This window comes from Neisseria sp. P0008.S010 (genome assembly GCF_051962715.1).
Classification (GTDB): domain Bacteria; phylum Pseudomonadota; class Gammaproteobacteria; order Burkholderiales; family Neisseriaceae; genus Neisseria; species Neisseria elongata.
In genome coordinates, this window is sequence record NZ_JBQCVA010000001.1 from 153,419 (window position 1) to 169,509 (window position 16,091).

A 16,091-nucleotide genomic window follows, 5' to 3' on the forward strand; every position below is an offset into this window, starting at 1 on the left:
GCCTACCGAATTTTTCACGTCTTACGCACGTGTGCATCCAATAATCTTTTCCGCCCGCCGTTGCAGGAATCGGCTTTTTTATCAAATGGGCGGAAAACTTGGCCGAGGCGGCACGTCAAACACACTATCGGCATATCAAAAGGCCGACCAACCCTAAGGCCGTCTGAAAAATACAGACAAAGGCCGTCTGAAAGCAGGATATGGATAATTCATTGCAATATTTGCAGCAACAAATCCGGCAGGCTGCCGAAGAAGGGTACGCACTGACCGTGCGGGGCGGCGGCAGCAAGGATTTTTACGGCGAACCCGCGCGTCCGGCCGCCATCCTTGATACCCGCATCCACAGCGGCATCACCGCCTACGATCCCGACGAGTTGGTCATCACCGCCAAAGCGGGCACACCCTTGGCAGAAATCGAAGCGGCTTTGGCCGAACGCCGCCAAATCCTGCCGTTTGAGCCGCCGCATTTCGGTGCGGGTGCAACCTTGGGCGGCGCGGTGGCCTGCGGTTTGGCCGGACCGGGGCGGGCGCATTTCGGCGCGGTGCGCGATTTCGTCCTCGGCTGCCGTTTGATAGACGGCTGCGGCCAGGTGCTTGATTTCGGCGGCCGGGTGGTGAAAAACGTCGCCGGTTACGACATCCATAAAACCATGGCCGGAGCGATGGGGACTTTGGGGGTGTTGGCGGAAGTGTCGCTAAAGGTGTTGCCTGCGCCCGAACGTGAAATCACCTTGCAGTTTGAATGTTCGGCGGCCGCCGCCCGCAGGATGCTTCACGCTTGGATGGGACAGCCGCTGCCGCTGACGGCCGGTTTTTGGGACAACGGCGCGCTATTCGTCCGTCTCGGCGGCAGTGCGGCGGGTGTAGAGGCGGCAGCAATCCGCCTGGGTGGGGAACGCTTGGCCGGGCGGGCGAATGCCGATTTGTGGCTGGCGGTGCGTGAGCAGCTCCTGCCTGCCTTCAGGCCGTCTGAAAACAAAGATGTACGGTTGTGGCGCGTATCCGTGCCCGATACCGCGCCCGAGTTGGAATTGGACGGAACATTTTGTATGGAATGGGGCGGCGGCCTGCGTTGGTACCAAACCAGCCTGCCCGCAGACGAAATCCGTGCTGCCGCATCTCAAGCCGGCGGGCATGCCACATTGTTCCGGGGTGCGCTGCGGGCCGGCGAAACCGCGTTTACCCTGCCGCAGGAAAACGTGCTTCGTATCCAGCGTCGGCTGAAAAAATTGTTTGATCCGCACAATATTCTGAATCCGGGAAGGATGCCGGGTCTGGCATAGTTTGGGCAGGATGTGAAAAGGCCGTCTGAAAGCTTTCAGACGGCCTTTTTACGGTTGGGCTGTGTTGCTGGAACGGTGCTTTACAGACGGCTTACAAAGAGGTGATGTTGCCGTCGGTTGTGCATGATTTCGGCATCTGGCTTTGTCTCATTTGTTGTTCGAATCGGCATTCCCAAACGATGCTGTCTTTCATTACTTGCGGTGTAATGCTCAAGTTTGTGCTTTTAATCAAAGGGTACAGTTGGCTTTTCGGGTTGAGCTGGGCATGCAGTACGCCGTTTTCCACCGTAAATTCGTTCCAGTGCTTTTCCATGCCGGGAATGTTCATTTCTTCGGCGGGAATGTTGATGATGATGGCGTTGTCTTTATCGGCGGCGATGCGTTTGGCCAGTTTGTCGCGCGCCTGCACCAGATAGACGTCGGCTTCTACCCATTTGGAACGGATAACGTAGTCGTGGTAGGCGGGCAGGGCGATGGCGGCAAGTATGCCGATAGACATGATGACGAACTGGATATAACCCAAAATCAGGCCGGCCAGGGCCAAACCTGCACCGCCCTGGCCGCTGCGTTTAATCTGACTGCGGGCAACGTGGCCGAAAATAATGGCCAGCAGGGCGAAGAGTATCGGGATAATCCAGCCGATGATGCCGCAAACCAGGCTGGAGATGGCCAGGGCATTGGTGCCTTGTACCGGTTGGGGCTGCTGTTGGTAGTATTGTCCGTTGTTTGACGGTGCGGGATGTCGATAATCGTTCTGTTGGTTTTGCATGGTTTATCCTTAAAAATGAACAGGGTTGGTTAATTCCATTGCCATCGGTTGCGCCAGGCACCGATGACGGCGTTGGGGTATTTGTTGCTGCCGAGGCTGCCGTTGAAGCGGGCGAGGGCGCGGACGATGTTGCCGTTTTCTACATTAAGGTAGTGGCGCAGGATGGTGCAACCGTAGCGCAGGTTGGTGCGGATATCGAACAGGTTGTGGTCGGGTTTGCCGATGTAACGCTGCCAGAACGGCATGACCTGCATCAGGCCTTTTGCGCCGACGTTGCTGATGGCGTATTGGCGGAACGCGCTTTCCACTTCGATCAGGCCGAGTATCAGCTGGGTATCGAGGCCTGCGCGGGTGGTTTCGTATTGGATATTGATCAGCAGGCGGCGGCGCGACGGTTCGTCGGGCACAAAACGGCTGAGCCGTGCCGACATGTCGCGCAGCCAGCGTTCGCCGTCGCGCGGGTTGGTGAAAACCAAACGGGCGGGGTTGACGTTGTTTACCGACGTCCGCATGACGGAGGCCACGTCGTCCGACAGGGTTTCTTCGCGCTGCGCTCCGGCCAAGATCGGGCGGGAAGACAAAAGCAGCGCGCCGCCGGCCAGTATCAGACGGCGGCGCATGGGATTGTGCACCGTTTTTTCCATAGTTTCCGCAGAGTGTTTCGAGTGGGCGGATTATATGCCATCCGGCAGTCAAAAGACAGGGAAAGGCCGTCTGAAAGCCTGTTTTCAGACGGCCTGTGCGGCTTTTCGGATATTGTGCGGCGGATTCAGTCTTTTTTGCCGCCGGTCAGGAAACGCTGGATTTTGGTGCCGAGTTTTAAAACCTGCGCCAGTGTGCCGGTGGGCAGTTTGAGCATTTCCTTCGTCCAGCTAGTGGCAATGTCCATAAACTGCTGCGTGTCGCGGATGCGTTTTTGCACCTGTTCGTTCTCCTGTTCGAATTCGGGCGTGGCGATCAGTTCGTTGAGGAAGTGCAGTGTCGGCTCGATTTCGCGCTGTTGGCGTTGTTCGACGATGGTTTTCACCAATACCCAAACATCGTCGGAGGTGGTGAAATAATCGCGCCGGTCGCCGAGCTGGTGCACGGTTTGCACCAGTTTCAAGCCTTGCAGCTCGCGGATGCTGTTGCTGACGTTGGAACGCGCCACGGTCAGCGTTTCGCTGATTTCCTCGGCATTCATCGGTTTGCCGATGATGTAGAGCAGCGCGTGGATTTGCGCCACCGTGCGGTTTACGCCCCATTTAGAGCCCATTTCGCCCCAGTGGAGCACGAATTTTTGAGTGGTCGGATTCAGTTTCATACGGCTTATTATGGTTATTTCTATTATTTCCGTCAAGACAGAAATTCGTGGTTCGCCTATAATTGCGGCCGTCTGAAAAAAGCAGAGATATTTCCCATGAACCTCCATATCATCGACCACCCCTTAGTCAAACACAAACTCGCCCTGATGCGCGAAGCCGATTGCAGCACCTACAAATTCCGCACGCTCACCAACGAACTGGCGCGGCTGCTGGCATATGAAGCCAGCCGCGATTTCGAAACCGAAACCTTTTCTTTCGCGGGCTGGTGCGGCGAAATGGAAGGCGAGCGCATCAAAGGCAAAACCCTGACCGTCGTCCCCATCCTGCGTGCGGGTTTGGGTATGCTCGACGGCGTGTTGGACTTGATTCCGACGGCGAAAATCAGCGTGGTCGGCCTGCAGCGCAACGAGGAAACACTCGAACCGGTGTCGTATTTTGAAAAATTCGTCAGCAAAATGGACCAGCGTCCGGCACTCATCATCGACCCGATGCTGGCCACGGGCGGCTCGATGGTCGCCACCATCGACCTGTTGAAAAGCAAAGGCTGTACTAACATCAAGGCCTTGGTACTGGTGGCCGCGCCCGAAGGCGTGAAACGGGTGAGCGAGGCGCATCCCGACGTGAAAATTTACACCGCCGCACTCGACAGCCATTTGAATGAAAACGGCTACATCATCCCGGGTTTGGGCGACGCGGGCGATAAAATCTTCGGCACCAAATAATCAAACGCCAACAAGTGCAGGCCGTCTGAAAAACAAATTTCAGACGGCCTGTTATAATGCCCGCCTCATTTACAGACAGCCTCAAACGAGTCCGAAGCCATGTCCCGTATCGCCGCACTGCCCGACCATCTAGTCAACCAAATCGCCGCCGGAGAGGTGGTGGAACGCCCCGCCAATGCCCTGAAGGAAATCGTCGAAAACAGCATAGACGCGGGGGCGGCCGAAATCGAGGTGGAACTGGACGGCGGCGGCATCAAACGCCTGCTCGTGCGCGACAACGGCGGCGGCATCCATGCCGACGACCTGCCGCTCGCGCTTTCCCGCCACGCCACCAGCAAAATCGCCAGCCTTACCGATTTGGAACACGTTTCCAGCATGGGTTTTCGCGGCGAAGGGCTGGCCAGCATCGCCTCCGTTAGCCGGCTTACCCTCACCAGCCGCACTCCCGGCAGCGCGCACGGCCACGAAATCCGCGCCGAAGACGGCATCCTGTCGCCCGTTGCCGCCGCCGCCCATCCCGAAGGCACCACCGTGGAAGTGGCCGATTTGTTTTTCAACACCCCCGCACGGCGCAAATTCCTCAAATCCGAAAATACCGAATACGCCCACTGCGCCACCATGCTCGAACGCCTCGCGCTCGCCCATCCCGAAACCGCCTTCAGCCTCAAACGCGACGGCAAACCCGTTTTCAAATACCCGCCGCAAAGCCTCGAAGAACGCGCGGCCGCCATACTCGGCAGCGATTTTCAGACGGCCTCATTGCCCGTGGAAGGCGGGGGCGGCGGCATGCGGCTCTACGGCCTGATTGCCAAACCCACCTTCGCCAAAGGCAAAACCGGCCAACAATATTGCTTCGTCAACCGCCGCTTCGTGCGCGACAAAGTCATGCTGCACGCCGTCAAGCAGGCCTACCGCGACGTGCTCCACCAAGCCCTCGCGCCCGCCTTCGTCCTCTTTCTCGAACTGCCGCCCGAAGCCGTGGACGTGAACGTCCATCCCACCAAAACCGAAATCCGTTTCCGCGACAGCCAGGCCGTACACCAACTCGTTTTCCACACCCTCGACAAAGCACTGGCCGGCACGCGTGCCGACCGGACGGAGAGCGTCGGCAATGCGGGCGAAGTGCTGTACAAAATGATGGGCTTGGCCGAAGAAAGGCCGTCTGAAAACCACGGCGGCAGCCATGCACCGTTTTCAGACGGCCTCCAAGCAGGCAAAACCGCCCCCGTTTCCTATTCTGCCACCCGGGTGCCGCAACAGCGCAGTTTAAGCCTGAACGAAAACCGCCGCGCCATCGACACCTATGCCGAACTCTACCGGCGCGACGACGAACTGGCACAGCTCGAACACGAACGCTTTGGCGGCGCAATAGCGCAAACCGCCGTTTCAGACGGCCGGGACGAAGCGCACGGCGGAGGCAGCGGAAACGCCTACCCGCTGGGCTTCGCCATTGCCCAACTGCTCGGCATTTACATCCTTGCCCAAGCGGAAGACAGCCTGCTTTTGGTGGACATGCACGCCGCCGCCGAACGCGTGAACTACGAAAAAATGAAACGCCAGCGCGGCGAACAAGGCCGTCTGAACAGCCAGTCGCTGCTCATCCCCGTTACCTTTGCCGCAGGGCACGGCGAAATGGCCGCCCTGGCCGATTTCGGCGATGAACTGCGCCGTTTCGGCCTGGACCTCTCGCCCATCGGCGAAAACCGCATCGCTGTGCGCGCCGTACCGCAAATGCTGGGCAAGTCCGACGTGGAACAACTGGCGCGGGATATGTTGCGCGAATTTGCCGAAGTCGGCGTGTCGCAGGCGGTGGAAGCGCGGGAAAACCGCATCCTCGCCACTATGTCCTGCCACGGTTCGATACGCGCCGGACGGAAACTCACCCTGCCGGAAATGAACGCCCTCCTGCGCGATATGGAACAAACCCCGCGCAGCAATCAGTGCAACCACGGCCGTCCTACATGGGTCAAACTCACGCTGAAAGAATTGGACGCGCTGTTTTTGCGCGGCCAGTGAGTGTGGCGATTCAAAAACCAATCTGCGAGACAGTACCGATATGCCGTCTTTGGGATAAAGCCGACACTCCTTCCCGTCGGGCGGATTAGTTCTAGGGCTGTCGGGGATAAACGGAACCGCCCCATTTAAAAATACCGACCATCGTCATTCACAATAAGACAGTAATCCAAAAAATTGGGTTTGCGCCAGCCTTCAAGCATTCCTAAAAATCAAATGCACGGATTCCTGCCTGCGCGGGAATGACGATATGGTGCGTTCTTATTTGAATTTGGGGCTGACGTAGATTAGTAGTTATGCTAGGCTGCGAAAATGCAGATAACCAATTGTAAATTAAGCAAGAGAGTTCAAAAGAAACTACAAACTACTTGAATTTTTTGTACTCCAAGTTACCGCCCGTTCCGCTGCCGATATTTTGGGCATTCAGCCCAACTCCGCTATTCTGTTCTACCGTAAAATCCGTATGGTCATCAGCCATTATCTGGCCTTGGTTGCCGATGAGGTTTTTGAGGGCCCTGTCGAGTTGGACGAAAGTTATTTCGGCGGACGGCGTAAAGGCAGACGTGGTCGCGGTGCGGCAGGAAAAGTGGTTGTCTTCGGCATTCTGAAACGTAACGGACGGGTCTATATCGTTGTCGTAGATAATGCCAAGTCCGATACGTTGATGCCTGTTAGCAAACAGACAATCATGCCGGACAGCATTGTTTATACCGATAGTCTGAGCAGCTATGACAAGCTAGACGTAAGCGGTTTTATCCATTACCGCATCAATCATTCCAAAGCGTTTGCCGACCGTCAGAACCACATCAACGGCATTGAGAATTTTTGGAATCAGGCAAAACGCGTCTTGCGAAAATACAACGGAATCGATCGCAAATCTTTCCCGCTGTTCTTGAAAGAATGCGAATTTCGATTTAATTTTGGCACATCGTCTCAACAGCTTAAAATCCTGCAAAAATGGTGTGGAATTTAGGGCTAATCTACTAGTACAGCCCCTTAAAAAATTTTGATGGCGGTTGCTGCTGAAAAAGTAGGAATTGGATTTGAGAGAAGGTTTTTGCATATGCTGGTTTCGTGAAGGCCTACGCAGGATCAGCGTTGTCAGCGTTGTTAGCGTTTTCGGGTATATGTTAATATTCTGCAAGGTATCTGTTTAATCATATTCGAACTTAGTTATCAAGCATAATTATCAGTATCCGAAATTCCAGTTAATTAAATATTCAGAGACAATCGTTAAGATTGATTTAAGGATGAAAATGCAAGACCAAGAAAACATTAAAAACCAAGAAGAACAAGAAAACCAGCCAAAAGAAGACAATGGTGCCATGACCAAGTTGCAAGATGTGTTCAATCTTGCGCATGACCAGGCCCATCCCGATAAAATTGATGCCGTCATCCGCGCCAATACTCGGGTGACCGGAACCAATATGTGGGTATTAATGTTTGCCATTGCCGTGGCGAGTATCGGTCTGAATGTAAACAGCACGGCGGTAGTGATTGGGGCGATGTTGATTTCTCCGTTGATGGGGCCGATCGTCGGTGTGGGTTACGGTGCCGCGGTAGGCGATACTGCACTGATCCGCCAAGCAGCACGCAATATTATTGTGTTCATCGCCATCAGTTTGGTTACCGCTACACTGTATTTCCTGCTAACCCCGCTGAAAGAGGCACAAAGCGAGCTTTTGGCACGTACCCAGCCAACCCTATGGGACGTGTTAATTGCCTTCTTCGGCGGTAGTGCAGGCATTGTGGCATTAACGCGCAAAGAAGGAGGCAATGCCATCCCGGGTGTGGCAATTGCCACTGCACTGATGCCTCCTCTGTGCACGGCGGGCTATGGACTAGCACACGGTAACTGGCACTATTTTTTCGGTGCTTTTTATCTGTTTGCCATCAACTGCGTGTTCATCGCTTTTTCCACCCTACTGTTTTCCAAACTACTTAAGCTGCCGCGCAGGGGGCTGGTAAGTGAGACCAAACGCAGACTGCACCGTATTATTATCACAGCCGTAGTGTTGGCAGTGATGATTCCGAGCGGATATATGGCATCGGGACTAGTGCGTCAGGAGCTGTTTAATACCAAAGCCAACAATGCCATCGCCGCTGCACAACAGCAGGAAGGTTTTTTCGTGCTGCGTAAAATGGTGAACTACAAAGAACGTGCAGTTGGGCTGATTGTCAACGGAACAGGGAATGCCGAGAAAATTACCACTCTGCTGGTCACAAATCTGAAAGCGGCAGGTATAAAAGAACCGCAAGTGAAAGTAGTCTATGCGGGGGGCAGTGACACTAGAATTGAAGAACTGCTGGCAAGCCATAACAACTCGGTGCAGTTACAGAACAAGCTGGAAGAGCAGCAGGCCTACATCGATACCGTACTGGCGGGCAAAACTGCCGATACCGCCGGTGCTGACGATGCTGCGGTACTTAAGGAATTAAAAGCCCAATATCCGGAAGCGGAAAAAATCGTTGTCGGACGCGGCTTGGCTTGGGATAAAGCGCAAACAACGCCTGTTTCCGAACAGTCTGAAAGCCAAAAAAACGCAGAACCGAAGACAGATACATATGACGATATCGTCGTTGTCTCTCTCGAATTGGAGCAGCCACTACCTGCCAAAGATTACGAGCGGATACAGGCGTGGTTACGCCAGCGTTATGAGGGTAAGGTAGTGCGCATATTACAAACGCACAAGTCTCAGACAGATAAACCGTCTAACGAATAATCGCCTTCAGACTTTATCCATTTCCGAGAAATCATTGATTGAGACCTTTGCAAAATTCCTTCTCCCTCCCAACAGCCGAAACCTAAATAAAGATTTTCGGCTGTTTTTGTTTCAAATATCCACTGATTCTACTCAAATACCCCCTTAATCCCCCTTGGATACCTGATTATGGGGTGTCCGGGGAGGATTAAGGGGAGATTTGGGTAAAATTAGGCGCAATTAGGGGCGGAAACAGCCGAAAACCTGTGTTTGGGTTTCGGCTGTCAACGAAAAGGTGAAGAGAGGTATTTTGCAAAGGTCTCATATTATCTCGAATGGTATATTTTTGCAAATTTATACATTAATTAGTAAAGCAAAATGTTGGCAATAACTAGCTTTACATTTTTCAATACATCTCCTATTCAAACACAGGAATATAAAATGAAAAAATCTTGGGGCTGTCCTAGATAACTAGGATAAATCGTGCTTTACCTAGTTGTTTTAAAATAGAGATTTGAACTTTTATTTCACTGTTGTTAAAACACCATTCGCACTCCTTCAGATACAGCTCAAAATGCTCTTTGGGAATACCGTTGAACTTGCGCAAATGACGTTTTGCCTGATTACAAAAGTTCTCTATCCCATTGATGTGGTTTTGCCTTTCGGCAAAGTGTGTACTGTGGTTGATGCGCAAGTGACTAAACTCACTGACATCCGGCACATCATAGCTCTTATAACAATCTGTATAAACGATGCTGTCAGGCTTTACCTGCTCACGGATAATAGGCAGTAAGATGGTCGTTTGCGTATTAGGTACGGCAACGGTATAAACCTTGCCGTTGCGCTTTAAAAGCCCGAATACGGCGACCTTCCCTACCGCACCGCGCCCCCGTCTGCCTTTGCGATGCCCGCCAAAGTAGCTTCCATCTGCTTCTACTTCACCAACAAACATTTCCAAATGCGGGCTGCTGTGAAATATAAGCAGACGCAGCCGGTGGAAATAATAAGCTGAGGTATTTTTGTTGGCGCCGACCAATTGGGCTGCCGTTCTGGCGGTAACGCCTGCAACGAATAGTTCGATGAGCTTATTTTGCTTATACTGACTTAGGCGGCTTCTTCTCATGGGGATAATTTTAGCTTGAATTGAATTTCCCTAGTTATCTAGGACAGCCCCGAAAATTAAACGTAGGCAGCCTCCCGGGGAGGCCGTCTGAAAAGTGTTTCTGCGTCAGGATGATTTGTTGCAGTTTTGCGATGGATGGGCAGTCCGACGCTCAACCGAACGGCAATGCCATGGCTGGCCATACAAACTGCGGCTGTGTGTTTGGGTTTGGATGGTGTTTGATGTTCCGATGATAAAGAGGCCGTCTGAAAATTGTTTTTCAGACGGCCTCTCTTGCTGTGAAACGGCTATTTGTTGTCTTCGCTGTCCAGGAAGCTTTTCAATCTGTCGCTACGGGTCGGATGACGCAATTTGCGCAGGGCTTTGGCTTCGATTTGGCGGATACGTTCGCGGGTTACGTCAAACTGCTTGCCGACTTCTTCCAGCGTGTGGTCGGTGTTCATGTCGATGCCGAAACGCATACGCAGCACCTTGGCTTCGCGCGGGGTTAGGCTTTCCAGTACGTCGGCGGTAACTTCGCGCAGGCTGGAATACATGGCCGCATCCGCCGGTGCGACGTTGTTTACGTCTTCGATGAAGTCGCCCAAGTGCGAATCGTCGTCGTCGCCGATCGGGGTTTCCATCGAAATCGGCTCTTTGGCGATTTTCATGATTTTGCGGATTTTGTCTTCCGGCATTTCCATCAGCTCGGCCAGTTTGGCGGAATCGGGGTCTTCTCCGGTTTCCTGCAGGTATTGGCGGGAGATGCGGTTCATTTTGTTGATGGTTTCAATCATGTGAACCGGGATGCGGATGGTGCGCGCCTGGTCGGCAATCGAGCGGGTGATTGCCTGACGGATCCACCATGTCGCGTAGGTGGAGAATTTGTAGCCGCGGCGGTATTCGAATTTATCGACCGCCTTCATCAGGCCGATGTTGCCTTCCTGAATCAAATCAAGGAACTGCAAGCCTCGGTTGGTGTATTTTTTGGCGATGGAAATCACCAGGCGCAGGTTGGCCTGTATCATTTCCTCTTTCGCACGCGCGGTTTCCCGTTCGCTGCTTTGCATGTTTTTATTGATTTCCTTCAGTTCTTCGATGGAAATCTGCGCCGTTTTTTCCATTTCCGCCAATTCGGACTGTTTTTCCAGGATGGCGTGTTGGAAACGCTCCAAGGCGTTCGCCCATACGCGGCGTTTGGCAATTTCGTTTTCCAACCAAGTCAAATCGGTGATGTTCGGCAGGAATTGGCTGATGAAGTAGTCGCGGTCCATTTGGACGCGGTCGAGGCAGATGTCGCGGATTTCGCGCTCCAGCTTGCGGATGTTGTCTACTTTCTGCCGCAGGCTGCTGCTCAGACTTTCAATCTGACGGGTGGCAAAGCGGACTTCCAGCAGTTTGTGGGCAATCGCGTCGCGGTGTTTCAGGTATTCTGGATGGTTGCTGCCGTTGGCATTCAAAGCCTCGACCATCAGGCCGTAGCTGTCTTTGATAACGGCAAAATGCTCCAGCACTTCGCGTTTCAATTCTTCCAGATTGACGCTTCCCATATCGGCGGCATCGCCTTCGCCGTCTTCATCTTCGCCGTCTTCGGACTCTTCTTCGGTGTTGTCGCCGGGACGTGCGCCGGGCGGTACGGTTTCCAAATGACCCAGGCCCAGTTCGTTAAGCAGCACTTCGTTCGGGTCGATAATCGCTTCGACCACTTCGTCTACTTTGATTTCGTCGTTGCGGATTTTTTCAATCAATTCGAGGATTTCCGCAATCGAACCCGGGCAGGCCGAAATGGCCTGAATCATGTTTTTCAGGGCGTTTTCGATTTTTTTGGCGATGATGATTTCGTCTTCGCGCGTCAGGAGTTCCACCTGCCCCATTTCGCGCATATACATGCGCACGGGGTCGGTGGTGCGGCCGAATTCGGAGTCGGCGTTGGAAAGGGCGGCCTCCGCTTCTTCTACCGCGTCGTCATCGGTCATGCCGGTGCCGCTGTCGTTCATCAGCAGGCTGTCGGCATCGGGGGCTTCTTCGGTTACTTGAATACCCAAACCCTGAATCATGTTGACGATGTTGTCAATTTGTTCGGCGTCGGACATGTCGTCCGGCAGGGCATCGTTGATTTCGGCGTAAGTGATGTAGCCGCGGTCTTTGCCCTGCAGAATCAGCTGGCGCAGGCGGGCGCGCTGTTCCTCCGCGGTCAGCGGGCGGTTGTCGTCTTCTTGTTCTTCGTAGTCTTGCGGATTACTCATTGTGGTCTCGGTATTTTCGGATAATGCGGCGGGCGGACGGATATTCGGAATTCTGCCTGTCTTGCAGCGTGTGGTGCACACCGCCGTTTGGAAACAGCCTGCAATAGCACTTCGGCTTTCAGGCTCGAAATCAGATTTTCGCTAAATAGTGCCGCCTAAGGGGGAAAACAAGCCCCCGTCGGTAAAAAGCGGGGATTATACTGAAATCCCCCGCCTGCCGAAAGGCGGCAGGGAAAGGTTTGGGGGCGGCCCGATATGCCGGTTTCCGTTCCGGCGGGCAAGGTGTGTTCCCCGCTTCGGTTTGAACGGAATCCTCTATAAAAAACAGCCGCGTATGGCTTCCAAGCCGTTGTGGTTGATGCATACGTCGGCAGCCTGCCGGGCTTTGGGTTTGGCATGGTAGGCGATGCCGAAGCCGGCTTCTGTCAGCATGGGGATGTCGTTGGCCCCGTCGCCCACGGCCAAAACCTGCCCGTGGCGCAAACCGAGTTTGGCGCGGTATTCGCGCAGCAGGTCGGCTTTGGCTTGTGCGTCGATGATGCGGCCGTTCAGACGGCCTGTCAGGCGGCCGTCGTCGGTGTCGAGCAGGTTGGCGTGGGTGTAGTCGAGGCCGAGGCGGGTTTGCAGGCGGTCGGTGAAAAAGGTGAAGCCGCCCGATACCAGCATGAATTTCACGCCGTGCTTTTTGCATTCGCTCAAGAGGTATTCCGCACCGGGCGACAGTTTCAGCACTTGGTCGTACACTTCTTGCAGCACGCTTTCCGGTAATCCAGCCAACAGGCCGACGCGTTTGCGCAGCGATTGTTCGAAGTCCAATTCGCCGCGCATGGATTGTTCGGTAATCGCCGCCACTTGTTCTTTCAGTCCGACTCCGGCGGCAATTTCGTCCACGCATTCTATGGTAATCAGTGTCGAGTCCATGTCGCTGACAATCAGTCCGAGGTCGGAGAACGGGATGGCGGGCAATACGGCGTGGTCGATTTTCAGCTTGTCCAGTTCGGCGGTGGCTTCGGGCGGCAGGGCAAAGTTTTCCGGCACTTCAAAGCGCAGGATGCTGCCGTTTCCGTTTTCAGACGGCCTTGTCGGCAAAGGGGGGAGAAAGGACAGGTCGCAACGCCCGATGTCGGGACACTGTAAAACCAAATGGTGCGGCATGGGGATTTTTTCCTCGGTTGGGTTGGGCGGTTGTGTTTTCAGACGGCCTCCCGCTGTAAAAGGCCGTCTGAAAAATGCGGCGGGATTGTACGTTCATAAAATCCCGATCTTGGGCGGCATTTCCGTCAGTCGGTAAACGCTTCGGGATTTTCGCGGATGAAACGTACCAGCAGGCCGTCCAGAGGTTGGCAGTTTTCCAGCAGGTAGAATTCGTCGTCGTAGGCTTCGAGCGGGTTGTTCTCATACGAGGCGCAGAAACCTTCCAGCGAACCGTCTTGGCGGTCGGCCAGTTTTTCGCGTTCGTAACAGGCGTTGGCACGGCGTACGAGGTCGGCATATTTGGGCGCGCCGACGAGTTCGCAGGCTTCGGGCAGGTAGGCGGCGGCTTCGGCGCCGGTGTTGTAGTAATACTGGTTGAAACCGCCGTTGTCCACTTCTCCGGCCAGGATGTACAGCGCGTAAACGGCGCGGCGGGCGGGGGAGAGCGTTTGCAGGTATGCTTCTTCACCCATGCCTTCGGGTGCCTGTACGGCCAGGGTGTCGAACACGGTCAGTACCAGCTCTTCGTCGGGCGTTTGCGCCAAGACGGCGGCGGTCAGTTTTTCATGGATGGTGCGGTTGTCGAAGGCGGCAAACATTTCGGATACTTCGGCAAACAGTTGCTGCGATTCTCGTTTGAATTCGGCACGTTCTTCCTCGCTCATCTGTGCCAGCATTTTTTGGAAGTCTTCGCCGTCGAATAGGGTGTTGAAGTCGTCGTTTTTCATCTTTTTTCCATTTGAGGCCGTCTGAAAACCGGGTAACGGGTTTTCAGACGGCCTGCCGTTTATTTCAACATGTTTTTGATTACGCCCATCACACTGCGCGAAATGGCGTTGGTGACTTGGCGGTTGATTTGGCTGCCGATGCTGTCGGCAACGTTGTAGCCCAGCCCTTGGTTGGCCTTTTTCCGTCCGCCGAACAGTCCGCCGAGGAAGCCTTCCACCAGTCCGGGTTTGGCCGGTTGCGCCGCTTCGGCCTGTGTCTGCGCCTGTTGTGCGGCTTTTTCCGCACCGGCAGCCTGTTCCGCTTGGGTTTGTTCCGCCGCAAGCTGCTGCAGGGCTTCGTAGGCAGAGAAATTGTCCACCGCGTCTTTATAGTGGCGGTAGAGGATGTCGTTTTGGAACAGGCGGCCGCGCTCTTCGGCCGAGAGTGGGGCAAGCTGCGATTGCGGCGGCAGGACGAAGGCGCGTTCCACGATGCCGGGCATGCCTTTTTCATCGAGGAAGGACACCAATGCCTCGCCCACGCCCAGTTCGATAATGGCTTCGGCCACGTTCAGCTTCGGATTGCTGCGGAAGGTTTCGGCGGCGGCCTTTACCGCTTTTTGGTCGCGCGGGGTGAAGGCGCGCAGGGCGTGCTGCACGCGGTTGCCGAGTTGGCCGAGGATGCTGTCGGGCAGGTCGAGCGGGTTTTGGGTAACGAAATATACGCCCACGCCTTTGGAGCGGATGAGGCGCACCACTTGCTCGACTTGCTCTACCAAGGCCGGTGCGGCGTTGTCGAACATTAAATGCGCTTCGTCGAAGAACATGACGAATTTGGGTTTGTCGGCATCGCCGACTTCGGGCAGGGTTTCAAACAGTTCGGCCAGAAACCACAGCAAAAACGCGCTGTACATGCGCGGGGAGCGCATCAGTTTTTCCGAATTCAGGATGTTGATGACGCCTTTCCCACCCTCGCTTTGCAGCCAGTCCTGCAGGTTTAGTTCGGGTTCGCCGAAAAACTGTTCCGCACCTTCTTTCTCCAATACCAGCAACTGCCGCTGAATCGCGCCGACGCTGGCGGCGGAAACGTTGCCGTATTGGGTGCGGTATTCTTTGGCGTGGTCGGCCACATATTGCAGCATCCCGCGCAGGTCTTTCAAATCAATCAGATGCCAGCCTTTATCGTCGGCAACCTTGAATACCAGGTTGAGCAGGCCTTCCTGGGTGTCGTTCAAATTCATCAGGCGCGAGAGCAGCATTGGCCCCATTTCGGATACGGTAACGCGCACGGGGATGCCCGTTTCGCCGAATACGTCCCAAAAGCGCACGGGAAAGCCTTGCAGATAGTCTGCACCGTCCAAACCGAATTCCGCCATCCGTTCGCCGACCTTGCCCGCACCGTCCCCCGCACGGCATATGCCGGACAAATCGCCTTTTACGTCAACCAGAAACACAGGCACGCCGATATTGCTGAAACTTTCCGCCATTTTGCGCAGCGTAACCGTTTTGCCCGTACCGGTCGCGCCGGCAATCAAGCCGTGCCGGTTGGCCATTTTGCCGATAAGTTCCAAAGGTTGGCGGTCGCCGCTGCTCAAGGCGATGGTGAGAGTAGTCATAAAATCAAACTTCCGTAGCGGATAAAGACAGGCGGCATTTTAACGGTATACCTGCTTTTTGGCATCTTCAAATAACACAATCGGCCGTCTGAAAAGGAAGCCGGGAGTCATGCTGCTTTTTCAGACGGCCTTCAATTTCAGGCCATAGTTTGTCAAACGGCATATCGGGCCGGACACGGAATTTGCCTGCGGTATCCGGGGAAGGGAACGCTTTTTAGATTTTTCATCAGGCCGTCTGAAAATATTTCAATGTGTTTTCAGACGGCCTTGAATTCAGATTTCAAGTGCAACACCCAGGCATTAGCGGTTGGAACAGATTAGACCTCTTGCGAAAATATTCATCCCATCGCATTAATCAGTCCTGCAATCAGATTTACCCTTAACCCGAACCGTTTCCGCCTGTTGCGGTAAGGCAGCGACAAGATTTTGAATA

Annotated in this window: 12 protein-coding genes and 2 pseudogenes; 5 read left to right on the top strand and 9 right to left on the bottom strand. The window is 54.3% G+C overall.

The genetic code is table 11. The annotated features are described in order from the left end of the window. Positions 1–200: 200 nt before the first annotated feature. Positions 201–1,283 (top strand): glycolate oxidase subunit GlcE, encoded by a 1,083-nt coding sequence (gene glcE, locus ACTHSL_RS00820; protein ID WP_440379972.1) that lies wholly within the window; start codon positions 201–203, stop codon positions 1,281–1,283. 91 nt (positions 1,284–1,374) lie between these two features. Here glcE and ACTHSL_RS00825 read toward each other — a convergent pair whose 3' ends face one another. The 3 genes from ACTHSL_RS00825 to ACTHSL_RS00835 all read right to left on the bottom strand — a co-directional run bounded on the left by ACTHSL_RS00825 (position 1,375) and on the right by ACTHSL_RS00835 (position 3,355). Continuing rightward, positions 1,375–2,052, bottom strand: a complete 678-nt coding sequence (locus tag ACTHSL_RS00825; protein WP_440379973.1) for a DUF4190 domain-containing protein — start codon at positions 2,050–2,052, stop codon at positions 1,375–1,377. Positions 2,053–2,081: 29 nt separating this feature from the next. Beyond that, positions 2,082–2,696 carry a lytic transglycosylase domain-containing protein gene (locus ACTHSL_RS00830; protein ID WP_070454134.1) on the bottom strand — a complete coding sequence of 205 codons (615 nt, stop codon included), beginning with the start codon at positions 2,694–2,696 and terminating at the stop codon, positions 2,082–2,084. Positions 2,697–2,821: 125 nt separating this feature from the next. Further along, complete coding sequence (locus ACTHSL_RS00835; protein ID WP_003772238.1) at positions 2,822–3,355, bottom strand: GbsR/MarR family transcriptional regulator; 534 nt, start codon at positions 3,353–3,355, stop codon at positions 2,822–2,824. 96 nt (positions 3,356–3,451) lie between these two features. Here ACTHSL_RS00835 and upp point away from each other — a divergent pair, with 96 nt between their 5' ends. From upp to ACTHSL_RS00855, 4 genes and pseudogenes are all read left to right on the top strand, one after another. Beyond that, on the top strand, positions 3,452–4,078 hold the full coding sequence (gene upp / locus ACTHSL_RS00840; RefSeq protein WP_003772240.1) for a uracil phosphoribosyltransferase: 627 nt from the start codon (positions 3,452–3,454) through the stop codon (positions 4,076–4,078). Positions 4,079–4,177: 99 nt separating this feature from the next. Further along, on the top strand, positions 4,178–6,094 hold the full coding sequence (gene mutL, locus ACTHSL_RS00845; RefSeq protein ID WP_440379974.1) for a DNA mismatch repair endonuclease MutL: 1,917 nt from the start codon (positions 4,178–4,180) through the stop codon (positions 6,092–6,094). A 309-nt stretch (positions 6,095–6,403) separates the two neighbouring features. Further along, a pseudogene (locus ACTHSL_RS00850) lies at positions 6,404–7,064 on the top strand (IS1595 family transposase). 283 nt (positions 7,065–7,347) lie between these two features. Beyond that, on the top strand, positions 7,348–8,814 hold the full coding sequence (locus ACTHSL_RS00855) for a TIGR00341 family protein (RefSeq protein ID WP_440379975.1): 1,467 nt from the start codon (positions 7,348–7,350) through the stop codon (positions 8,812–8,814). 442 nt (positions 8,815–9,256) lie between these two features. Here ACTHSL_RS00855 and ACTHSL_RS00860 read toward each other — a convergent pair whose 3' ends face one another. The 6 genes and pseudogenes from ACTHSL_RS00860 to ACTHSL_RS00885 form a co-directional block, all read right to left on the bottom strand. Then, positions 9,257–9,916: an IS1595 family transposase gene (locus ACTHSL_RS00860; protein WP_440379976.1), complete on the bottom strand. Its 660-nt coding sequence runs from the start codon at positions 9,914–9,916 to the stop codon at positions 9,257–9,259. Between the two features lie 287 nt (positions 9,917–10,203). Further along, entirely contained in the window at positions 10,204–12,141 is a 1,938-nt protein-coding gene (rpoD, locus tag ACTHSL_RS00865; protein WP_440379977.1) for an RNA polymerase sigma factor RpoD, read from the bottom strand. 315 nt (positions 12,142–12,456) lie between these two features. Continuing rightward, positions 12,457–13,296 (bottom strand): phosphoserine phosphatase SerB, encoded by an 840-nt coding sequence (serB, locus tag ACTHSL_RS00870; RefSeq protein WP_440379978.1) that lies wholly within the window; start codon positions 13,294–13,296, stop codon positions 12,457–12,459. Between the two features lie 125 nt (positions 13,297–13,421). Further along, positions 13,422–14,063 (bottom strand): DMP19 family protein, encoded by a 642-nt coding sequence (locus ACTHSL_RS00875; RefSeq protein WP_440379979.1) that lies wholly within the window; start codon positions 14,061–14,063, stop codon positions 13,422–13,424. A 59-nt stretch (positions 14,064–14,122) separates the two neighbouring features. Then, on the bottom strand, positions 14,123–15,658 hold the full coding sequence (locus ACTHSL_RS00880) for a helicase HerA-like domain-containing protein (RefSeq protein ID WP_440379980.1): 1,536 nt from the start codon (positions 15,656–15,658) through the stop codon (positions 14,123–14,125). A gap of 338 nt (positions 15,659–15,996) precedes the next feature. After that, positions 15,997–16,091: pseudogene (locus tag ACTHSL_RS00885) on the bottom strand (IS5/IS1182 family transposase); the annotation flags it as partial.